Origin of the sequence: Nocardia colli, assembly GCF_008704205.1 — a bacterium.
In the GTDB taxonomy this organism is placed as follows: Bacteria; Actinomycetota; Actinomycetes; order Mycobacteriales; family Mycobacteriaceae; genus Nocardia; species Nocardia colli.
On the sequence record NZ_VXLC01000004.1, the window covers coordinates 899101 to 920160 of the forward strand.

Here is a 21060-nt window from a genome sequence, read left to right on the forward strand (position 1 = left end):
GGGTAAACGGTATTGCCGGCGCGTTCCCGGGACATCCGTGCTGACCACGGAGCGCGCCACGGAGATGCTCTCGTGCGGGTGAATCGGTGGTACGTGAGAATGTGGGCGTGTCGAAGTCGAAGCTGGGGATCTCGGACCGTGAGGCCGAGGTGCTCGCCCTGGTGGGGCAACATCGCAGCAATGCCGAGATCGCGGCGCAGCTGTTCATTTCCGTGCGGACCGTGGAGACCCATGTGTCCTCGCTGCTGCGCAAGGTCGGGGTGGTCGACCGGCGGGCGCTGGCCGGCCGGGCTTCCGAGTTCGCGCAGGCGGACGACGGCGGCGCGGTGGCCGCCGTGCTGCCCACGCCGCTGACCTCGTTCGTCGGCCGCGAGCGGGAGCGTTCCGCGCTGCGCGAGGCCGTGCGGACGCATCGGCAGGTGACCGCGCTGGGGCCCGGCGGCGTCGGCAAGACCCGGCTGGCCCTGGCGGTCGCCGCGGACCTCTCCGGTGAATTCACCGGCGGCGCATGGTTCGTCGACCTGGTGCCGGTGACCGATCCGGCGATGGCCGGGGCCGCGGTGGCGCGGGCGCTGCGGCTCGGTGAGCAGCAGGGGCGCACGCTCGACGAGTCGGTGTCGGCCGCGCTGGGGGAGCGCCGGGTGCTGCTGGTGCTCGACAACTGCGAGCATCTGCGCGACGGGGTGGCGCCGTTCACCGAGCACCTGCTCGCGCATTGTCCGAACGTGACGGTGCTGGCCACCAGCCGCGCGCGGCTCATGGTGCCGTTCGAGCAGGTCTTCACGGTGCCGCCGCTGTCGCTCGGCGATGACGCCGTGGCGTTGTTTCTGGATCGGGCCGCGGCGCTGGGCTGGCCGGTGGACGCCGAGCAGTCGGCTCGGGTGCACGAGATCTGCGGCCGGCTCGACGGGCTGGCGCTGGCCATCGAACTCGCGGCCGCCCGGCTGCCCACCCTCGGTCTCGACGGGCTCGGCGCGAGCCTCGCGGATCCGTTGCGACTGCTCGTCGGCGGTCGCCGCGCCGACGAACGGCATCGGTCCGTGCGGGCCATGCTGGATTGGAGTCAGGCGCTGCTGACCGCCGAGGACCGGCGCGTGCTGCGGCGGATCGCGGTGTTCGCCGCGCCGTTCACCGCTGCCGACGCCATGGTGGTGGCGGGATCGGCGGACCTGGATCCGATCGCGGTCGCCGACGGGCTGGCTCGGCTCACCGAGCAAAGCTTGCTCACCATGGTGCCGTCCCCGCGCGGCACTCGATACCGGGCGTTGGAGACCATCCGCCAATACGAACGGGAAGAACTGGCCACGGCCGGTGAACTCGACGAAGTCCTTGCGCGCCATCTGGATTGGTGTTCGAAAACCGCCGGACAGCTGATCGCCGATCCCACGTCGGCGACCCGCGACTGGCACCGGGCGTTCGATGCCGTCGCCGACGACATGCGCGCCGCACTGGCCTGGGTGGCCGCGCTGCCCGAGCGTCGGGACGACGCGTACGCGCTGGCGATTTCCTTGGCGCAGTTGGCTTTTGCTCGAAATCTGATCAGTGAATCCCAGCGTCGTTACGAACAGGCCGCGGCGCTTACCGATGACCCGGTCGTGGCCGCGGGGGCGTTACGGCGGGCCGCCGAGGTGGCCGGGTGCCGGATGCGTGGCGAGGACATGTACCGCCTGTACCGTGCTTCCGCCGAAATCGCAGTCGGGGCAGGCGATTCCGCAGCATCGGCCCGGGATCTGGCCACCGCGGCGATCACCGCCTACCGGATGTCCGACACGTTCGCGCAGCCGGTTGCGGCGGGCGAGGCCGCGGCTCTGCTGTCCGAGGCACGATCGCTCGCCGGTGTGGACCCGGCCGCACTTGCCGCGGTGGCCCTCGCCGAGTGTGGTGTGCTCGCCGATACCACCGAGTCGAAAACCGTTGCGCCTGAAGTGATCGCGTCCGCCGATACCGCACGCGCCGATCCGAAAGAATCGGAAACATCTGTCTCCGTGGCGATCTCGCGTGCGCTACGGGCAGTGGAACTGGCCGATCGCACCGGCGACCCGTTCGCCCGCAGCGCGGCCCTCGACGCTCTCGCCGCGGCACAATGCTGGGCCGGGGACATCTTCGCCGCCGCCGAGACCACCCAGCGGCGCGTCTCCCTGCTGGCCGCCATGCCGCGCACGCCCGCCAGCGCCCTCGAACACGTCAACGCGCTGTCCGAGGCGGCCGAGATCGGTATCGGCGTCGGCGACCTCGACGGTTCGCACCGCTGGGCCGAACAGTTGCGCGACCTGCCCTTGCTGGCCGAGCGCGGTGATTTCGCCACCTCCGCGCTGCTGGTCGCGGATGCGCTGGCCGGCAACCTCGATGAAGTACTCACCGCCAGTGGACGATTCCTCGACGCCTGGGAACTCTCCGGCCGGCCGTACGCCCCCGGTCTCGCGCCGGCCGCCGCGGCCGTCGCGATGACCCACGGCCTGCGCGGCGACGACGTCGCGCGCGCCGAGTGGCTGAACATCGTGGACATCCTCGCCGGCACGTCCGATTATCGGTCCGCCTACCGCGCCGTGTTCGACGCCATCGTGCTGCTCGACTGTGGCCGGCCCGAACAGGCACTGGCCGAATTGTCCACCGAGCCCGACGCATTGGACGAACGCGCCATCTGGATCTGGCGGCACTGGTATGTCGCGCTGCGCGCCGAAGCCGCTGCCCTGGCCGGCCATCGGGATGCGCGCGGCCTCGTCGCCGCGGCACGGACTACGGTGTCCGGCAACCCGATAGCCGGTTCGATCGTCGAGCGGGCTGCCGCCCGGCTCGACGCCGACGGCGGAGCCTGACACCCGGCTCAGGCCGTCGCTTCCCACAGGTACCCGTCCGGGTCGGTGAACGATCCGATGCCGCCATCCATGACGATGCGGTGCGATCCACTGCCGTCCAGGTCGACCCCTGCCTCCTTGGCGGCCGCCTTGCGCGGGTACAACGCTAGGGTGACCGGGGAGCCCTGGTTCTCGAACTCGGCGTACTTGCCGCCGAAGCTCTTCGACACCGTCAGTCCGCGATCGGCATACACCTGCTTGCTGGCCTTCACGTCCGTCACGCCCATCAGCAACACCATGTCGTCGATCTCGCGGGTGAACGGACCCACATCCTTCTTCTTCGAGGTGGCGATCTTCCAGATCGTCCCCTCCGGCGCCTGGATCACCGCGCTGTAACCCCACAGGCTCTTCTTCGCGGCCTTGAGGACGGTGAACCCGGCATCGACCGCGGTCCCGACCAAGCTATCGACGGTGGACGGCTGCGAAACCACCAGGGACAGAATGAATCCACGGAAGCCGGTCGTCGGCTCCTGTGCGGCCCGGAACCCGAGCCGGTCCCCCAAACCGAACGCGGCGTCATAGATCGCGGCCGCGGCCTGCGGATCGGCCACCTCGAGCTGAATGTTGATATCGGTGCTGGTCTTCGTGTTGTTTTCCATGCTCATAACGCTAGATTCGCCCCGCCCCGGTCACATCCGTGCCAACCACGTAACCCACCACTGAGAGTCGGTCGGTGGCTACGTGGTCCGGCCAGGAACTTCGTCTACTGCTGCATCCCCGATGGGGTTGACGCCCGTGGCTAATGCGATTAGCTTTAGTGGCTAATGCAGTTAGCTTTTCTCGAAGGGTGAGACCATGACGCTGTATGTGGACATCGACGGTGGCCGGATCGCGTACGACGAGGCCGGCACCGGGCCGCTGGTGGTGCTGTCGCACGGGATGGGCGTGGACCGGCACGCCTATCGGCACCTGATCCCGCAGTTGGTCGGTGCCGGATACCGGGTGATCAACACCGATATGCGCGGCCACGGGGAGTCGAGCATGAACTGGACCTCGGTCACCGGCAAGGAAGCCATCAGCCGGACCGATGTGGCCGAGGATCTGCTTGCGGTCATCGAGAAGCTGGGTGGTGGGCCGGCGGTCATCGTCGGGAACTCGCTCTCGGGCGGCTCGGCCACCATCGCCGCCGCACGGCGGCCGGACCTCGTGCGGGCGATCGTGGAGATCAACCCGTTCACGCTGACCCAGAAGGCCGATATCGGTGCGCTGCTCACCAACTCGCGCCACCGGCGCGGCATGCTGCCGTTGATGGGCACGATGATCTTCAAGAGCGTCGGCCAGTGGCTGAAGTACTTGAGCGTGGCCATTCCGGTCAAGCCCGCCGACTATGACGAGTACCTGACCACGGTCGCGGCGAAGCTGCGCGAGCCGGGCCGGATGGCCGAGTTCATGAAGACCGGCAAGACGACACCCGCGGACGCGGAAGCGCAGGTGCCCAACGTAACTCAGCCCACGCTGATCATCATGGGCTCCGCCGATCCTGACTTCCCGAGCCCGCAGGCCGAGGGCGAACGCATCGTCGCCGCACTGCCGGCCGGGCTGGGCCGCCTCGCCGTGATCGACGGCAGCGGGCACTACCCGCAGTTCGATGCCGTCGGGCAAACCACCGAGGTGATCCTGCCGTTCCTGAAGGAACACCATGCCTAGGGTGGGCCTCAGCAGAGCCGACGTCGTCGCGGCGGGAGCGACCCTCGTGGACGAGATCGGTTTCGCGAATCTAGCGCTGGGCACGCTGGCCGAGCGGCTGGGTGTGCGCACCCCGTCGCTGTACAAGCACATCGACAGCCTCGCCGACCTGCGACACGGCATCGCCGCCCTGGCCATCACCGAACTCGACCAGCAGGTCCGCGACGCCATGCGGGATCGCTCCGGAACCGGCGCGCTGGCCGCCTTCGCCAACGCCTTCCGCGACTACCTCGTCGCGCATCCCGGCCGCTACGCCGCCACCATCGGCGAGCCCTACACCGGACCGGAAGATCCCATGCTGCACAGCGGTTCCCGGCTGCTGGAGTCCATGGAAACGGTCCTGCACGGCTACGACATCGACGAGCAGGACATGGTGCACGCGATGCGCGCGCTACGCGGCGCCTTCCACGGCTTCGCCACGCTACAGACGTCCAACGGTTTCCAGTGGAGCGAAGACACCGACAGCAGTTTCGAGTGGATGATCCGGTTCATCGACCAGGGTCTAACCCAGATCGGTTCGCGCCGAACCGATCTGCACGGACCGGCCGCCGACTGATCCGGCGCAGGCGAGCACTTCCGCGGCCACCTCGGCGAAGGCGCGGACCGCAGCGTTCTCCATCTCGGTGACCCAGACGAGTGCGCTTTCCACCTCCGGATTCCCGTGCAGCGGAACATGAGTCACGTCCGGATGGTGGTAGTAGTTCACGAAGGACTCCGAGGTCGGATGAACCACTTCACCTCCCGCGATGCGATGCAAGATGTCACTGGTCGTCGCAATCGGTGAGCCGCGCCTGATCGGCCTTCCCGCCGGAGTGGTGAGCGGAAAATACTTCTCGTACAAGGCTTTCGGAATATCGCCACGCGGTATGACGGCGTAGTCGCCGAGATCCTCGAGCGTCGCGTATCCACGCACGGCGAGGCGGTGCCCGGCCTGCACCAGCAGAATGCTCGGCTCGCGACTCAGGGTGGGGCCGATGGTCAGATCGGGTTCCGTGATCGGCTGCCGATGGCACATCAGGTGATAGACGCCGGTGCGCAGGCGCGCGAACTCGCCGGGAAACTCCTCCGTCACCGTGAGCCGGCAATCGGGATATCGGCGGGTGAATTCCCGGACGATCGTGGTGAAGTGGCGACCCGCCATCGCGTAACTCGCCAGGCAGACCCGCAATTCACCGCTGACGCCACGCGCCAGCTCGGTGACGGTGCTGATCGCATGTCGGAATTGGTCATGTGCGGGGCGTAGTTCGTCGCGCAACCGCTCGCCGAGCGCGGTGAGCCGCACCTGTCGCGACGTTCGGTCGAAGAGTCTTCCGCCGATGCTCTCCTCGAGTGCCCTGATGGTCTGACTGACCCGCGGCTGGGTCAGGTACAGGCGCTGTGCGGTCCGGCCGAAGTGCAACTCCTCGGCCAGCACCAAGAAGATCTCGACGGCACGCAATTCCACGCCCGAATCATAGACATTGATAAGGCCGGCTAATGGCTGGTGTGCGAATTCGGCCGTTGATCAGGCACATCGCGCCGCCGAAGCTGGACACATGAAAATCAAGACCCATATCGGTGTCAGCCTCGACGGTTTCATCACATCGGCCGACGGTCTGCCGGCCGTGCTGACCATGCCGACCTTCGAAACCGGGCGATCGCACGGCCTGCCGGAATTCATCGCCGGCTGCGGTGCGGTGGTGATGGGGCGCAACACCTTCGAACCCGCCGTCGGCTCGCCGACCTGGCCGTGGCCCGACCTCAGGGTGTTCGTGCTGACCACCCGTCCCCTTCCAGCTGGAACTCCCGACCACGTGGTGTCGGCGCCGACGCCGGAAAAGCTGCTCGAGGCGATGCGGGACGCGGACTTCGACGGCGACGTACATCTGGTCGGTGGTCAGCGAACCATCGAGGCCTTCCGCGGCATCAATGCGCTGGACAGTTTCGGCGTCGTCCTGCTGCCGATCCTGCTCGGCGACGGCATGCGGCTCACCCCGGCCGGCAGCGCGCCGCAGCATCTGCGCCTCGAATCGTCGCGAACACTGGGGGACGGGTCGGTGGAGCACACCTATACCCTCGCCGCGGTGATCGCCAACCGCTGACGACGACCGGGCGCGGTCGGTCTGCCTCGGTACACTGAATCCGGATGACCGACAACGGGTTCGAGATCACCGCAGACCTGGTCCGGGACCTGCTACAGGAGCAGCATCCGGACCTTGCGAGGCTGACCATCCGCGAGGTGGCGGGCGGCTGGGGCAACCAGATGTGGCGTCTCGGAGACGAGTTGGCCGTGCGCATGCAGCGCATGGACCCGACCCCGGAGCTCCAGCTCAAGGAGCGGCGGTGGCTACCGGTTCTAGCCCCGCGCCTGCCGCTCCCGGTGCCGAACCCGGTGCGGTTCGGCGAACCGTCCGAGCGTTTCCCCAAGCACTGGACGGTGATGACGTGGGTTCCCGGCGAGCCGCTGGATCACGGCATGATCAGCCGCAGTGCCCACGCGGCCGACACGTTGGCGAGTTTCCTTCGGGCACTGCATGTGGAGGCACCGGCCGAAGCGCCGATCTCCGCCGATCGCGGAGGCCATCCCCGGAACTACACGGACGGTTTCGAGAACCTTCTTCAGGCCGTTGCTCCCGAGGACATCGCCGCCGATGTCCGCAGCGTCTGGGCGGAAGCCGTTGCGGCCCAGGCGTGGACGGGCCCGCCGGTGTGGGTGCACGGCGACCTCCATCCCGCGAACGTCGTCGTCTCGGACGGAACACTCTCCGGCATAGTCGATTTCGGTGACATGTTCGCCGGCGACCCGGCGTGGGACCTCGCCGCGGCGTGGGTGCTGCTACCCGCGGGCACCGCCGCACGGTTCTTCGGCAGCTACGCGCAAGCAGACGACGCGGCAATCCGGCGCGCCCGCGGCCTGGCCGCGATAAAAAGTCTCTTCCTGATGCTCATGGGACAGAACGGAGATCGAGGCCTCCCCGGCGGCAAGCCGCACTGGGGACCCGTGGGCCGCGCGGCACTAGATCGTGTCCTGCACGGCATTTGACGCAGCTTTCCCCTGCGGGTTGCGGACGGTGATGTACTACGCCGAGGTGACGGGGCCCAATAGCGATGGGGGAGAAGCACATAGGGCCCGGAAAAAGCCGACCTCGTACCGGACGTATCAGTCCGGCAACAGGTGCGCCACGAGGCTGTGTGCCCACTCGGGCGTCAGCGGATCGTTGGTGAAAACGGCCCGGTAGTACAGCGGAGCGAGCACCGCATCCGTGGTGCGCTCCAAGGTCGGAGGCTGGTTTCCCCGGCCCTGATCGCGTTCGAGGATCGCCTCGAGCTGCTGTTGCCGTTCCCCGCGGCAGGCGGCGGACCCTTGTTCTCCGCCGATGCCGATGGTGGCGCGCACCAGGGCGAGGGTGTCCGGATCGCAGAGGTCCCTGGCCAGGTCGCACGCGTAGCGCTCCAGATCACCGCGCAGGTTTCCGGTGTCCGGCACCACGATGTCACCGGAGAAGCGGCTGGTCGCGACGTCGGCGAGCAACTCGCCGACCGAGCCCCAGCGACGGTAGACCGTGGTGGCGTGGACGCCCGCGCGGGCGGCTATGGCGGGGATGGTCAATTGCTCGGCGACCTCACTGGTGATCAGCTCTTCGGCCGCCCGGTGTACGGCCGCGCGGACTCGGGCGGAACGCCCCCCAGGCCTGCTACCTGCGTGGGTTGGAGAGGGGTTCGACACCGACATACGTCCATTATTGCACTGATCATTGCTTTTTTTTATTGCAGTGATCGATGCGTTTGCGCTACGGTGAGATCACTAACGCAACGATCACTGCGAGGTTTGCATGACGACTTCAGGTAGGACCAAGCAGAACCGCGAGGTTCAGCGATCCGGCCACACGACGATCCGATACACCGCCAGCGGTCCGGCGGAAGGTCCGACCCTGGCGCTCATCCACGGATGGGGTTGCGACCGCAGCGATTTCGATGCGGTGACCGACCATCTGCCCGAGGACTACCGGGTCCTCGCGATCGATCTCGCCGAGCACGGCGAGTCCCGGTCGACCCGGGACGTCTGGACCATCGAGGAGTTCGCGCACGACGTGGCCGCGGTGCTGCGCGCCGAGTCGGCGAACGCGGTGATCGTGGCGGGTCACTCGCATGGCGGCGCGGTCGCCGTCGAGGTCGGCCGACTGTTCCCCGATCTGGTCTCGCAGGTGGTCGCGCTCGACGCGCTGCACTACCTGTCGCTGTTCCCCGCGTTGGACGACGAGCAGACCGAGGCGATGGTGCACATGTTCCGAACGGACTTCGCCGGTGCGGTGCGTGGTCTCGTCGAGGGAGGTTCGCCGGCCGGAACGGACCAGGCGCGCCAGGACGCCTACTTCGACAAGATGGTCGCGGTGCGGCAACCCGCAGGCCTGCGGGCCATCGAAGGCCTGATCCACTGGGACATGGACGCCGCGCTGCGCGAAACGAAGCCGCCGATCACCGTCTTCGCGATCCGTGACCTGGTGACCCAGGAGGCGCTCGACCGCTACGCGGACCGCCTCGACATCGTGCTCATCGACCTGGGCAGTCACCACTTCCAGGTAGAGGCCCCCGAAGGCACGGCGCAGCTGCTGGCCGGCGTGCAGGAGCGAGTTCGGCTGTGACCACCCGACCCGAGCTGAGCCCACTGCGACTGCGGGAAGTCACCTTTCCCAATCGTGTGTGGATGTCCCCGATGGCCCAATACGCCGCGGGCCCGGACGGAAAACCGAACGACTGGCATCTCGTGCACTACGGCGCCCGCGCGGTCGGCGCGGTCGGTCTGATCATGGTCGAGGCCACCGCCGTCGGCCCGCTGCATCGGACCACCACCGCCGACCTCGGCATCTGGAACGAGGACCAGGCCGCCGCGCACCGCCGCCTGACCTCGTTCATCCGCGAGCGCGGCACGGTTCCCGGGATTCAATTGCAGGCCGCCGGCCGCAAAGGTTCACACCAGCTGCCCTGGGTGGGTGACGGGCAGAACGGTTCCGTGGGGGTGACCGACGGCGGCTGGCGGACGTTCGGCTCTTCGCCGATTCCGTTCGGCGACTTGGCCGTACCGCGGGAAGCCGATCACGCCGACATCGATGAGGTGGTCGAGGCGTTCGCCCATGCGGCCCGGATGGCCGCGCTGGCCGGATATCAAGTGGTCGAGATCCAAGGCTCGCACGGATACCTCCTGCACGAGTTCCTCTCACCGCTGACCAATCACCGCACCGACGAATACGGCGGCAGTCCGCAGAATCGGATGCGGCTCGCGCTGCGGGTGGCCCGCGCAGTCCGGGAGGCATTCCCGGCCGGCAACCCGGTCTCCGTCCGGATCACCGCCACGGACTGGGTCGAGGGCGGGCTCACCATCGACGACGCGGTGCTGTTCGCCAAGGAACTCGCGGCCCTGGGGATCGACCTCCTGGACGTCACATCCGGACTGGTGGTGCGCGACCAGCAGGCTCGCCCGCCGAAGCGGCCCGGGGTCCACGTCGAGTTCGCGTCGACGCTCAAGAACGCGACGGGACTCGCGGTCACCGCGGTCGGCCAGATCGCAGACGTGTCGCTGGTCGGCGAACTGGTGGCGAACGGTCAGTTGGACGCCGCGATGCTGGGACGTCCGTTGCTTCGCGACCCGTACCTCGCCTTACGCCAGCCCCCGATGGATAAAACGGCCTGGCCCGACCAGTATCAACGCGCTCTGTGAGCCATTGGGGCCGGCGTGGGACGTGAGTTCGAAAGAGAGTCTTGCGTAGTTAATATTAACCATGCAAGACTGAGGTCATGAGCACAACCTCTTACCTCGCCCAGACCTCCGTTCCTTTGATCTGGCCGCTGATCGCGGTCGTCGGCGCATTCGTCGCCACCCGGCACAGCCCCTCCCGTCAGGCGGCGCTCGAAACCTGGCACCGGTGGTGGGCCGTCGTCGCACTCGGGTTCGGCAGCCTGTGGATGACGATCACCTTCGTGTTGGTTCCCGACGTCATGGCGACCGCGATCGGCTTCGACTCGACCCCGTTCCAGTTCGAGATCGCGTTCGCCAACCTCGGCCTCGCCGTCATGGGCTTCCGCGCCGTCTCGGCGACGGCTCGCGAACGCATCACCATCGGCCTCGGCGCTGGAATGTTCCTCTGGGGCGCGCTGATCGGTCACGTCTACCAGTGGTTGGCCAACGGCGACCACCAGCCCGGCAACACCGGGGGAGTCCTGGTCTGCGACCTGCTCCTCCCCGCCGTCCTGATCATCCTCGCCCGGCGCTCGCAACAACTGTCCGCCACCGAGCAGACCGAGACCGCCTTCGCCGCCGTCAAGTCTTAACCAGGCAACACTCGGTTATGCTCGACACGTGGACGATGGACTCGGAGACTTGCTGCATCGCGTGGTGTACCTACTCGGCGAAGCGGCCCGGCGGCGAGTGGACAACACCGCCGGGCTCAGCTACAGCCAAATCCGCCTGCTGGGAACCCTGGAAGACATCGAACCGGTCACCCAGCACCAATTGGCCCAAGCGCTGGCGGTCTCCGACCCGGCCGTCAGCCGCGCACTACGCCCTTTGGAAGAAGCCGGACTCGTGCACATCGAAACCGACTCCGACCACAAGCGCCGCCGCCTGGTCGGCCTCACCGAAGCCGGCCGAAAAGCGTTCCACACCAACGGCAAACCCCTGGTCGACGAACTACGCACCGCCCTACTCGCCGCCGACTTCCCCTACGACCGCTACCTGAACGACACCCTCGCGCTGGCCGAACTCCTCGAACCGTCTTGATAGCACACCGAATCGACCTTGCCGCTGCGGACGATCTGTCCTACCGCAGCGGCTTCGCCGTTCAGGCGAAGTCGAAAATCGGTGGGAGTACGACGATTACGGCTGCGGCCCACGCCCCGTAAACCGGGAGGTAACGGGTTTGCCAGCGTTCGACGTCGGCGAATCCGTGTCGGCCACGGACGAATCCGAAGCCGAGCCAGACCGACCAGGCCAGGTTCACCAGGAGCACCAGGTTCATGCCGAGGGCTACCGCCTTGTTCGGGGTGAAGCCGAATTCCGCTATGCGGGACAGCATTGCGGCCAGCATCACCACGTCGACGGCGAGGGCGCTGATGACCAGGAGCAGTTGCAGCCGGTCGAAGGTGTCGGGTGCGAGTCGCGGATCGCGCGCGGAGATCGCGTACAACAGCAATCCGAGCACCACCACGAGGATCAGGTCCATCAGGATCAGCAGATTGCGGTCGATGTCGATGACGCTGCGGTTGGCCGCGAACGCCACCAGCAGCGCGAGCAGCATCACGACGGTGAGCGGGGTGAACACGCGCGTGAGCACCGGGGCGATGTTCTCCACCACGTTCTGCTTGGCCTCGACCAGCCAGGCCGCGACGATCACCGCGCCCGCGATGCCGAACGGCGCCACCCAGTCCTGGATGACCCATTCGATGCTCATGCCGAGCGTGTCGAACGCGTTGACCGTCAGCCCCATCAGCACGCCGCCGCCGAACGCGAGCAGGGTCAGGTAGACGATCCATTCACCGGTGAACCGGATGAAATCCATTCGGCGCCGGTCGGATTGCCAGTCCCCGCCGACGTAGGCGAGGCCGACGGCGAACCACAACGCGATCGGCGCGTGGATCGCGGCGATGACCTCGGTCGATCCGTCCGGCTCGAACGGAAAGACGTTCAGCACCACGGCCGCGAGCGCGAACGGCACCAGCAACGCGGCGGCGACGCGCGGGCGGACCTGCCGCTTCCATGCGAAATATCCAGCGAGGAAAGGCAATACGAACAGGCTGAGATTGCGCGCCGCCGTCGCGCCGTCGAGCAACGCAAGGCCGGCCTTCAACGCCAGCGCCGCAACCACGGCCAGCGCGAGCACGACGATCAGCTCACGCTTGGGCCGAGCGTCCCCGCCTTCCGGCTCCGCCGGCAGCAGTACCAACTGTTTCCACAGCCGCTCGGAATGTTCACGGGCGAACTCGCGCGAGATCGAGTCCACGCTGCCCATCCGTTTCACCGCGACCAGGAATGCCTCGTCGGACGCCAGCCCGGCACCGGTCAGGTCCGAAACCTGCTCGCGCAGATGGTCTTCCATCTCCTCGACATCGGCAGCCGAGATCGCCTGATGGCGCTGGACATATCCGCGCCACTGCCCGATCTGCGATTCCAGCTCGGCATCGGTACTCATCACGCCCATCCCTTCGCCGCGTCCGGCGGTTGCTCGACGCTGCGCCAGACCTGCCCGAGTGCCTCGGCCACGACCGCCCACTGGGTGCGGCGTTCCGCGAGCGCGGCCCGACCCGACTCGGTGATCGCATAGTGTTTGCGCCGCCGCCCGCTGTCGGCGGACTGCCAGCTCGATGTCACATGCCCCAGCCGTTCCAACCGGTGCAGCAACGGATAGAGCATCCCGTCGGTCCATTGCATGCGCCCGCCGGACAGCTCGTTGACCCGTTTGAGAATGGCGTACCCGTAGGACTCGCCGTCGGCGAGTATCCCGAGTACCAGCGGCGTCGCCGACGCCGCCACCAAGTCTTTGTCTATGTGCACCGGACTCCGATACCTAGATCTGCTAGGTATCGACGTTAGCAGAGACCTCGGCTGGTATCGATGATCCGGCCCGAGACCGATGATTTTCGTGGCTGTCCCGGGTCTACACAGCAGATCGATCCGAAACCCCGGGAGGAACCGTGACCGAGAAGACCACCAGCGCACTGCCACCCGTCGTAGACCGGCAGACTTGGCAAGCCGCGCTCGACGATTTACGGATACGAGAGAAGGCCGCCACCCGCGAACTCGACGCCATCGCCGCCCAGCGCCGCAGACTCCCGATGGTCGAGCTCCCGGACTACACGCTGATCGGCGCGGACGGCCCGGTCCGGCTGGTCGACGTCTTCGACGGGCGTTCCCAGCTCATCGTCTACAACCACATGTGGTCCGACGGCGCCGAGTGGCAGTGCGGCGGCTGCACCGGGCTCACCTCGCAGTACGTCCGCCTGGACCTGCTGGCCAACTACGATGCGCGTTTCGTCATCGTCACCAACGGCCCGATCGAGGAAGCGCTGGCCTACAAGACCAAAGTCGGCAACAAGATGGACTGGTACTCGTCCGCGGAAAGCTCGTTCGGCGCGGACGTCGACGCCCCGCCCGGCGCCGGCTTCGGGGTGAACGTCTTCCTCCGCGACGGCGACAAGGTCTACCGCACCTGGCACACCAACGGCCGCGGCACCGAACAACTCAGCTACACCTTCGCGCTGATCGACGTCCTGCCCTGGGGCCGCCAGGAAGAATGGCAGGATTCCCCCGACGGCTGGCCCAAGTCGCCCACCTACTCCAAGTGGCTCGACTCCCCCGACGTCGCCCGCCTCTTCGGCCCCAACGGCGAAACATCCTAGGGGGCAGCGGGTTTCACCGGCTTCGACGGTAAAGCGCGAAAGGGGCGATTCAGGAGACGAAGCGTGGGGTTCCGGCTCGTGCGCCGGACACGATCTGCACGAGCGAAAGCGCCATCAGCAGGACCAGGACCGAGGTCCAGGCGTGGGTGAGGTCGTGTAGGGCGCCGGCCAGGACCGGGCCGATCGCGCAGAGGGCGAAGCCGGCGATTTGGCTCATCGCGGTCAGTTTCGCCGTTGTCTGGGCGTCGTGCGACCGGAGGATCGGGAGTGAGTAGCCGATCGCGGTGCCGGCGCCCAGTCCGATGCCGAGCAGGGTCATCCAGACGATCGCCGCACCGGTCGGCGAAATCAGCAGTCCAGCAAAGGCAATGGCCAGCACGGCGCCGGTCGAGGTGGCGGCCCAGACCTGTCGTTCGCTGCGGTTCACCAGGATGGACATGGCCAGCGCGGAGGGGACCGCGACCAGATTGGCGACCGAGAGCATGCCGCCCGCCACCGAGGCGTTCATGCCGGCGTCCACGAGAATCGTTGGCAGCCATGCGGAAACGGTGTAGAACAGCAGCGCGGGCATGGCGAAGAAGATGGTTACCGCCCAGGCCAGCGGCTGTAACCACAGGCTGCGCGGCGTGCCCTCCGACGCGGGTCCGGTGCCTGCGTCGCTGCGAACGCGCAACTGCGGCAACCAGACCAGCCACGCGATGACCACGGGAACGGCCCACAGGCCCAGCGTCGCGCGCCAGCCGAACCCGGTGGCATCCTGCAGCGGCAGCGTGATTCCGGAGGCCGCGGCCGCACCGGTGTACAGCGACATGGTGTAGAGCCCGGTCAGCAACCCGACGTGGGCCGGGTGATCGCGCTTGATCGCGGCCGGCACCAGAACGTTGCCGACGGTGATGGCCAGACCGATGATCGCGGTCCCCGCGAACAGCGCAGGCACGCCGGGCAGCAGTCGAATACCGAAGCCGGCCAACAACACCAGCAGCGCGAACCCGATGGTGCGGTTGAGCCCGAGCGTGCGCCCGATGCGCGGCGTCAGCCCGGAGAAGCCGACCCAGCACGCGATCGGCACCGCCACCAGCAGGCTGGCGACGGTGCTGTTGAACCCCTCCTGCTGCTGCACCTGCGGCATCAGCGTCGAAATCGCCGTGATCGGCGGCCGCAGGTTCAGCGCGACCAGCGACACGCCGACGGCCACCAGCCAGATCGGCACCGCCACCGCGGATTTCGGCGCAACCGCCGGGGTGTCAGCTGTCGAGTCCGCCCTCACGGGCCCTCGACCGTCACCGTCGACCAATCGAACGTGAGCTCCTCGAGTATGTCCAGCTCGCTGCAGAACTTGTGCAGCCCACTGAAATTGGACAGCAACCGCTTCGCCGACGGGTCGTGCTCGACCTCGCGCAGCATCTCGTGTCCGCCGTCGAACCCGACCAGATCGACGATCCGATGCCAGGTCGGAAAGTTGTTCGCGGCGAACGCTTCCAGCCCGTCGACCATAGCCTCCCGGAACAGGGCGCGTTCGGCCGGACCGAGCCGGTGATACACCGCCTTGGCGATCTCGTCGGCGATCGAGGAGTGGCAGTACTCGTCGCGGTTGTGCATGGTCGCGGTGACCTTGTTGATCGGCTGGATCTCGTCGTCCTCGGCGATCAGATCGAGGTAGGAGTTGATCGAGATCTCGGCGACCGTGGTGAAGGCGAGCGCGCTGAGGTCGCGCTGCCAGCGGTGCTCGCTGCGTTCCATGCGCTGCCGGAGCCGGGAGGCCTTGTGCCCGAGCGGGAGTGCCGTCTCGGGCATCCGCCAGCCGCGCCGGCGCCGCATCACCGAGCTGGCATTGAGGTGCATGAGGGTGTGGTACTGCTCGTCCAGCATCGCCTGGGTCATGGAGGTGGTCAGCGTCTCCATCTGCAGGCCGGTGTCGAAGGTTTCGTCGATGACCAGCGCGAAGGTCGGGTTCACCACGTGCTGTTCGGTGTCCATGATGTGCTTGTTGAAGGCCACCCAGCCCCAGCCGAGCAACCGCGCCCGGAGATCGGGGTCCATGGCCTGGTAGGTCGGGTGGTCCCGGAACGGGATGAGACCTTCCGGATAGTCGGGCCGGGCGGGTTCGAACAGTTCGTCCAGGTCGGGCTCGGGGCGCTTCACCATCGCGCGCCGATGCCAGTTCGCGGTGAGCCTGCTGATCACCGCGTTCTCGACCGGATCGTCGGGGTCGTGCTCCGGTAGCGACGGCACGGCAGTACCGCCTCCGGGATATTGTGGCAAAGTCACGGCTATCCCTCCATTTCCTTCCGGCCGCCCGTGTCCGGGCGGCTAGTGGTGATCGCCTCGGCGAGGTCCTCGACGCTCGCCGCGAGCACCGCGCTCGACGAAATCTGGGTTCCCCAGCGCTGCTCGATCCGGGCCCGGATCTCGACCGCGGCCAGTGAGTCGCAGCCGACGTCGCGCAACGGGCGACGGCGCGGAATCCGTTGCGCGGGAAGGCCGAGCGCCGCGCCGAGCTCGGCGGTCAGGGTGTCCAGCAGACCCCCGGTAGCCGAGACCACCGTGGGTGATGCGGCGGGGACCTGTGTGTCGACCGGCGCCGACTCGACCGGCGTGAACCAGGTGCGCCGCCGCTGCCACGGGTAGGTCGGCATCTCGTCCGGAACGGTGAGCGTCGGGTACAGCGCGGTCCAATCCGGATCGACACCGGCGGCGTACAAGCCGGCGACGATCTCCGCGAGCCGCGTGGTTTCGGACTCGTCCCGGCGTAGCCCGGCCACCGCCAGCCCGCTGTCACTGTCGGCGAGGCATTGCTCGATGGCTTGCGCCAGCACTGAATGTGGGCTGATCTCAAGAAAAACCGTTGGGCCCTCGGCAATTTCAGCACCTATGGCGTCGGCGAATCGAACGGCGGATCGCAGGTTGCCGGCCCAATACCGGGCGTCGAGATCCGGACCGGACATGCGCTCGCCGGTGACCGTGGACCGGAACGGCACGGCAACCTGCGCGGCCCGCATTCCGGTGAGCGCGGAGATCAGCTGCGGTTGCAGGGGATCCATGAACCGGCTGTGCGAGGCGAAGTTGATCCGCACCCGCCCCGCACGGGCCCCGGAGTCGCGCAGCTCGGCGAGCAACGCGTCCAGCGCGTCCGTCTCACCGGACAACACCGTCAGACGCGGACTATTGCGCGCGGCCACCACGATCCGATCGCCGTAGCGCGCGACGGCCGCCTCCGCCTCGGCAACCGGCATCGCCACCGCGACCATCCCGCCCAGGCCGTCCGCCTGCGCGGTGAGTTCACCACGGCGACAGATGAGTTCGGCGGCGGTAGGTAGATCGATCGCCCCGGCGACCGTGGCGGCGGCCACCTCCCCGAAGCTGTGACCGATGACGATATCGGGCCGAATTCCCCAGGACCTCAAGTGTTGCGTCAACGCCACCTGCATCGCCCACACAGCCGGTTGGATCACCGCTGTCTTGGCCAGCTCCGTCCCGTCGTCGTCGGCGAGCACCTTCAGCAGCGACCAGCGGGCCGCGGATCGAATTGCCGCGTCACAGTTTTCGATTGCGTCGCGGAATGCGGCCGAGGTGTTCAGTAGCTCGCGACCCATGCCGACCCACTGGCTGCCGTGCCCGGGAAAGACGAAGGCGACGCGGCGTCCGCCGGAGGGCTGCTGTGCGACCTCGTCGAGCAGCCGATCGCGTAACGCGGCGGCCAGTCCGTCGCCGTCGAAAGCGGCCACCGCCGAACGCCATTCGTGATGCGCCCGACCACGGGCCGCGACGGCGCACACCTGCCGCGCGGTAACCGGGTCTGCGCCGTCCAGCCGGTCCGCATACGCAGCTATAAGCTCCCGCGCGGCAACGGGATCGCGTGCCGAGAGCGGCAGCACCAGCGACTCAGGCGCATCGTCGTCGTCCGTTTCCGCCACCACGGGGGAGGCGGTCAGCACAACGTGCACGTTGGTTCCGGACAAACCGAAGGACGTCACACCGGCTACCGGCGACGAATCCTCCGGCCACGCAACAGGTTCGGTCGGCACACTGAGCGGCGTGCCCGGCTCCAGCAAGACCGGATGCGGTTCGGTCAGCAGCGGATTCCCCGGAATCAGCCGATGATGCACGCTCAACACCGTTTTGATGAAGCCCGAGATCCCGGCCGCCCCTTCGGGATGACCGATATTGGTCTTCACCGAACCGACCAGACACGGCCGCCCATCGGGGCGCGTTCCACCGAACACCTGGGACAGTGCCCGCAGCTCGATCGCGTCACCCGTATTCGTCCCCGTGCCATGGGCTTCCACGTAATCCACCGCAGCGGGATCGACCCCCGCGCGGTCCAGCGCGTCGCGCAGCAACCGCTCCTGTGCATCCTGCGCCGGCGCGACCAGGGAACCGCCCCCGCTGCCGTCGTTGTTGCTCGCACTACCCGCGATCACCGCGTACACACGATTGCCGTCCGCGCGCGCCTGCGCCAGCGGTTTGAGCACCACCACGCCGACACCTTCGGACCGGACGAACCCATCGCCGGTGGCGTCGCCGAACCGGCAGCGCCCCCGCCGCGACATCAACCCGACCTGCTCGTAGATCGCGGCCAGCTCGGGCAGCAGCACCAGGTTCGCCCCGGCGGCCAGCGCGACGTCCGAGTCCCCGAGTTGCAGGCTCTGCCAGGCCAGATGCACCGCGGTCAGGGACGACGAGCACGCCGTGTCGACCGACACGCTCGGCCCGCGCAGGTCCAGCGCGAACGAGATCCGCCCGGACAGGAACGAGGACAACCCGCCGCCGGTCAGCGCGTGCAGGTCGAGCGAACTCTGCCGGGCCTGCAATTCCCAGTAGTCCCGGCCCATCTGCCCGACGAAGACACCGGTACGCGTGCCCGCCAGCGCGGTAGGCGCAATCCCCGCGTCCTCCAATGCTTCCCACGCCACCTCCAGCAGCAACCGCTGCTGCGGATCCATCCGATCGGCCTCCCGGGGCGAGATGCTGAAGAACGCGGCATCGAAACCCTCGACGTCCTCGAGGAATCCGCCGAAGCGGCGAAACCCGGACGGGACCGCGGGCAGCCGACCGAGCACGGTCGGATGGTCGGCGCGCTCCACGGGCACCTCGGTCACCGCATCCACGCCGTCGATCAGCAACCGCCAAAGTGCCTGGGGCCCATCCGCGCCCGGCAAACGGCAGCCGATACCGATGACGGCGACCGGTTCGATACGCCCGCGCAGAACGGGTTCCGGGGCCGGCGTTCGTGACTCATCGCTCGGTGGCAGGCATCGGCGCAATTCGGCGGCGATCATCCGGGTCAGCTCGCGGCGATGGGTCCGGACGAAGAAGTGACCACCGGGCAATTCGCGCGTTCGCACGGCCCCGTCGGTGAGCGCGCCCCATTCGGCGGCATCGTCCGGTGCGGCAAGGGCGTCGTCGCGACCGCTGAACACCACGATCGGGCACGCCAGCGGCGCGGCAGGCCGATGCCGGTAGGTGCAGAACATCGTCACATCCGCGCGCAGCGCGGGCAACGCCGAACGCAGCAGATCCCGCTCATCGCGCAATTCGGCCGGGGTGCCGCCCAGCTCGAAGATCCGATCGAGCAGATCGTCGTCGGACAACTCGTGCATCGGCTCCGGTGCGAGCCGGTGCGGCGCGGCCAAGCCCGCCACCAGCAGCGCCACCGGCGCCCGGGGCAGCCGCACCGCCACCTGATACGCGAGCAGGCCGCCCAGGCTGTGCCCGAACAACGCGAAGGGCACGTCGAGATGCGGACGGAGCGTCTCGGCGATCGCATCGGCCAGTTCGTCCAGATCGGCCTGCGGCGCCTCGTCCGCGCGTTCCTCCCGGCCGGGAAGCAGCACCGGCAGCACGTCCACCCAGCCCGGCAAGTCCTGCGGCCAGCCACGGAAAACCGAAGCGCCGCCGCCGGAATGCGGGAAGCAGAACAGCCGCACCCGAGCCGAGCGCCGGGGCTGCCGGGCTAGAAACGCACTCATTTCGCCCGCCCCCGCCCGCCGAGCGAGCCCGCGATGATCATCTTCTGCACCTCGGAGCTGCCCTCGTAGATCCGCAGCGACCGGATCTGCCGGTACAGCCGCTCGGTCACGCTGTCCGCGACCAGCCCCGCCGCGCCGAAGACCTGCACGCAGGCATCCACGATGTGCTGTGCGTGCTCGGTGGCGTACAGCTTGGCGATGCTGGAGTGTTTCGCCGCGGCCGGATCCCCGCGGTCGGCTGCCCACGCGGCGCGGGCCACCAGCAACGCGGCGGCGTTCAGCTCGACCTCGATGTCCGCGAACGTGGCCTTCACCAGCTGCAAGTCGAATTGCTTGGCGCCGTACATCTTCCGGTTCTTCGCGTGGCTCAGCGCGGCATCGGTGGCCCGGCGGGCGAACCCGATCGCCGCCGCGCCCACGGTCATCCGGAACCGTTCGAGCACCTCCATCGCGATCACGAAGCCGGCGCCCGGCCGGCCGAGCACGCTGTCCTTCGGCAGCCGGCAGTCGGTGAACTCGAGATCGGCGAAGGAGCGCGGCGCGATCAGCGGAACCCGTTGTCCCACGGTCAATCCCGGGGTATCCGCGGGCACCAGGAACGCCGTCAGCCCCAGCGCGCCCGGCCCCTCGCCGGTCCGCGCGATGACGCAGAACAGGTCGGCGATACCGCCGTTCGCGATCCACGCCTTGGCCCCGTTCAGCACATAACCATCGGCGTCCTTGTCGGCCCGCAGACCGATCGCCGCGACATCCGACCCCACGTCCGGTTCGGAGATGGCGAACGCACCGCACAGCGTGCCCTTCGCCATCGGCGCGAGATACCGTCGCTGCTGTTCTTCATTGCCGTGCCGCACGATCGGCGTCGCGGCCAGCGCCTGGATCGAGAACGCGAAATCGGCGAGATCGTCGGCGTAGGCCAGCCCCTCGCGCAGCAGGCACAGGGAGCGGCAGTCACCGGCCGCCGAGCCTTCCGGTCCCGCCGCCGGATCCAGCGCGGCCAACCAGCCGTGTTCACCCAGCGCCCGCAGGATCCGCAGCCCGGCCGCATCCGGATCGGCGCTCGAGTCATCCCACAGCTCAGCGTTTTCCGCGCACCAACTCTCGATCTGCTGGGCGCGCTGCACATGTCGCGGCTCGTAGAACGGAAGGGCGAGGATGCCCGCATCGAAGCTCATCGTTGC

Annotated in this window: 19 protein-coding genes; 10 read left to right on the top strand and 9 right to left on the bottom strand. The window is 68.0% G+C overall.

Annotated features, from left to right (window positions below):
- Positions 1-107: 107 nt before the first annotated feature.
- Positions 108-2816 (top strand): ATP-binding protein, encoded by a 2709-nt coding sequence (locus tag F3087_RS16260; RefSeq protein WP_223885096.1) that lies wholly within the window; start codon positions 108-110, stop codon positions 2814-2816.
- 8 nt (positions 2817-2824) lie between these two features.
- Here F3087_RS16260 and F3087_RS16265 read toward each other — a convergent pair whose 3' ends face one another.
- A complete protein-coding gene (locus F3087_RS16265; protein ID WP_150402716.1) occupies positions 2825-3454 on the bottom strand; it encodes a VOC family protein in 630 nt (209 codons plus the stop codon).
- A 196-nt stretch (positions 3455-3650) separates the two neighbouring features.
- Here F3087_RS16265 and F3087_RS16270 point away from each other — a divergent pair, with 196 nt between their 5' ends.
- Together F3087_RS16270 and F3087_RS16275 are read left to right on the top strand one after the other, a co-directional pair.
- Positions 3651-4502: an alpha/beta fold hydrolase gene (locus F3087_RS16270; protein ID WP_150402717.1), complete on the top strand. Its 852-nt coding sequence runs from the start codon at positions 3651-3653 to the stop codon at positions 4500-4502.
- Position 4503: 1 nt separating this feature from the next.
- Positions 4504-5097, top strand: a complete 594-nt coding sequence (locus F3087_RS16275; RefSeq protein WP_223885097.1) for a TetR/AcrR family transcriptional regulator — start codon at positions 4504-4506, stop codon at positions 5095-5097.
- Here the strand turns inward: F3087_RS16275 and F3087_RS16280 are convergent.
- The gene (locus F3087_RS16280) at positions 5044-5985 is read right to left on the bottom strand and encodes a LysR family transcriptional regulator (protein WP_150402719.1); all 942 of its coding nucleotides are present in this window, start codon (positions 5983-5985) and stop codon (positions 5044-5046) included. The two genes, F3087_RS16275 and F3087_RS16280, sit on opposite strands and share 54 nt — an antisense overlap.
- 91 nt (positions 5986-6076) lie before the next feature.
- Between F3087_RS16280 and F3087_RS16285 the strand changes: the two genes are divergently transcribed.
- Positions 6077-6622 carry a dihydrofolate reductase family protein gene (locus F3087_RS16285; RefSeq protein ID WP_150402720.1) on the top strand — a complete coding sequence of 182 codons (546 nt, stop codon included), beginning with the start codon at positions 6077-6079 and terminating at the stop codon, positions 6620-6622.
- 44 nt (positions 6623-6666) lie between these two features.
- Positions 6667-7563 carry an aminoglycoside phosphotransferase family protein gene (locus F3087_RS16290; protein WP_150402721.1) on the top strand — a complete coding sequence of 299 codons (897 nt, stop codon included), beginning with the start codon at positions 6667-6669 and terminating at the stop codon, positions 7561-7563.
- 117 nt (positions 7564-7680) lie between these two features.
- Here F3087_RS16290 and F3087_RS16295 read toward each other — a convergent pair whose 3' ends face one another.
- A complete protein-coding gene (locus F3087_RS16295) occupies positions 7681-8253 on the bottom strand; it encodes a TetR/AcrR family transcriptional regulator (RefSeq protein WP_150402722.1) in 573 nt (190 codons plus the stop codon).
- 100 nt (positions 8254-8353) lie between these two features.
- Here F3087_RS16295 and F3087_RS16300 point away from each other — a divergent pair, with 100 nt between their 5' ends.
- From F3087_RS16300 to F3087_RS16315, 4 genes are all read left to right on the top strand, one after another.
- Complete coding sequence (locus tag F3087_RS16300; protein ID WP_150402723.1) at positions 8354-9163, top strand: alpha/beta fold hydrolase; 810 nt, start codon at positions 8354-8356, stop codon at positions 9161-9163.
- Positions 9160-10236, top strand: coding sequence for an NADH:flavin oxidoreductase/NADH oxidase (locus F3087_RS16305; protein WP_223885098.1), 1077 nt, complete (start codon positions 9160-9162; stop codon positions 10234-10236). The genes F3087_RS16300 and F3087_RS16305 overlap by 4 nt, the downstream gene beginning before the upstream one ends.
- Before the next feature lie 77 nt (positions 10237-10313).
- On the top strand, positions 10314-10847 hold the full coding sequence (locus F3087_RS16310) for a DUF6790 family protein (RefSeq protein WP_150402724.1): 534 nt from the start codon (positions 10314-10316) through the stop codon (positions 10845-10847).
- A gap of 28 nt (positions 10848-10875) precedes the next feature.
- A complete protein-coding gene (locus F3087_RS16315; RefSeq protein WP_150402725.1) occupies positions 10876-11295 on the top strand; it encodes a MarR family winged helix-turn-helix transcriptional regulator in 420 nt (139 codons plus the stop codon).
- Positions 11296-11356: 61 nt separating this feature from the next.
- On the opposite strand, the gene F3087_RS16320 is transcribed toward F3087_RS16315, so the two are convergent.
- Together F3087_RS16320 and F3087_RS16325 are read right to left on the bottom strand one after the other, a co-directional pair.
- Positions 11357-12703 carry a permease prefix domain 1-containing protein gene (locus tag F3087_RS16320; RefSeq protein WP_150402726.1) on the bottom strand — a complete coding sequence of 449 codons (1347 nt, stop codon included), beginning with the start codon at positions 12701-12703 and terminating at the stop codon, positions 11357-11359.
- A complete protein-coding gene (locus F3087_RS16325; protein ID WP_150402727.1) occupies positions 12703-13065 on the bottom strand; it encodes a PadR family transcriptional regulator in 363 nt (120 codons plus the stop codon). The genes F3087_RS16320 and F3087_RS16325 overlap by 1 nt, the downstream gene beginning before the upstream one ends.
- A gap of 140 nt (positions 13066-13205) precedes the next feature.
- On the opposite strand from F3087_RS16325, the gene F3087_RS16330 reads away from it, so the two are divergent.
- On the top strand, positions 13206-13910 hold the full coding sequence (locus F3087_RS16330) for a DUF899 domain-containing protein (protein ID WP_150402728.1): 705 nt from the start codon (positions 13206-13208) through the stop codon (positions 13908-13910).
- A 49-nt stretch (positions 13911-13959) separates the two neighbouring features.
- On the opposite strand, the gene F3087_RS16335 is transcribed toward F3087_RS16330, so the two are convergent.
- From F3087_RS16335 to F3087_RS16350, 4 genes are read right to left on the bottom strand one after another with little or no spacing between them, the layout of a single operon-like run.
- Positions 13960-15177 carry a CynX/NimT family MFS transporter gene (locus tag F3087_RS16335; protein WP_150402729.1) on the bottom strand — a complete coding sequence of 406 codons (1218 nt, stop codon included), beginning with the start codon at positions 15175-15177 and terminating at the stop codon, positions 13960-13962.
- On the bottom strand, positions 15174-16178 hold the full coding sequence (locus F3087_RS16340) for an AurF N-oxygenase family protein (RefSeq protein WP_150402730.1): 1005 nt from the start codon (positions 16176-16178) through the stop codon (positions 15174-15176). Before F3087_RS16340 ends, F3087_RS16335 begins: the two co-directional genes overlap by 4 nt.
- A gap of 2 nt (positions 16179-16180) precedes the next feature.
- Positions 16181-19879, bottom strand: coding sequence for a type I polyketide synthase (locus F3087_RS16345; protein WP_150402731.1), 3699 nt, complete (start codon positions 19877-19879; stop codon positions 16181-16183).
- Positions 19876-21054, bottom strand: a complete 1179-nt coding sequence (locus F3087_RS16350) for an acyl-CoA dehydrogenase family protein (RefSeq protein WP_150402732.1) — start codon at positions 21052-21054, stop codon at positions 19876-19878. The genes F3087_RS16345 and F3087_RS16350 overlap by 4 nt, the downstream gene beginning before the upstream one ends.
- Positions 21055-21060 lie beyond the last annotated feature (6 nt).

What these genes read in the sequence shown, in the direction of transcription:
- F3087_RS16300 (WP_150402723.1), top strand. Translation starts at nt 8,354, where the DNA reads ATGACGACTTCAGGTAGGACCAAGCAGAACCGCGAGGTTCAGCGATCC.
- F3087_RS16320 (WP_150402726.1), bottom strand. Translation starts at nt 12,703, where the DNA reads ATGAGTACCGATGCCGAGCTGGAATCGCAGATCGGGCAGTGGCGCGGA.
- F3087_RS16295 (WP_150402722.1), bottom strand. Translation starts at nt 8,253, where the DNA reads ATGTCGGTGTCGAACCCCTCTCCAACCCACGCAGGTAGCAGGCCTGGG.
- F3087_RS16310 (WP_150402724.1), top strand. Translation starts at nt 10,314, where the DNA reads ATGAGCACAACCTCTTACCTCGCCCAGACCTCCGTTCCTTTGATCTGG.
- F3087_RS16350 (WP_150402732.1), bottom strand. Translation starts at nt 21,054, where the DNA reads ATGAGCTTCGATGCGGGCATCCTCGCCCTTCCGTTCTACGAGCCGCGA.
- F3087_RS16345 (WP_150402731.1), bottom strand. Translation starts at nt 19,879, where the DNA reads ATGAGTGCGTTTCTAGCCCGGCAGCCCCGGCGCTCGGCTCGGGTGCGG.
- F3087_RS16270 (WP_150402717.1), top strand. Translation starts at nt 3,651, where the DNA reads ATGACGCTGTATGTGGACATCGACGGTGGCCGGATCGCGTACGACGAG.
- F3087_RS16285 (WP_150402720.1), top strand. Translation starts at nt 6,077, where the DNA reads ATGAAAATCAAGACCCATATCGGTGTCAGCCTCGACGGTTTCATCACA.
- F3087_RS16290 (WP_150402721.1), top strand. Translation starts at nt 6,667, where the DNA reads ATGACCGACAACGGGTTCGAGATCACCGCAGACCTGGTCCGGGACCTG.
- F3087_RS16265 (WP_150402716.1), bottom strand. Translation starts at nt 3,454, where the DNA reads ATGGAAAACAACACGAAGACCAGCACCGATATCAACATTCAGCTCGAG.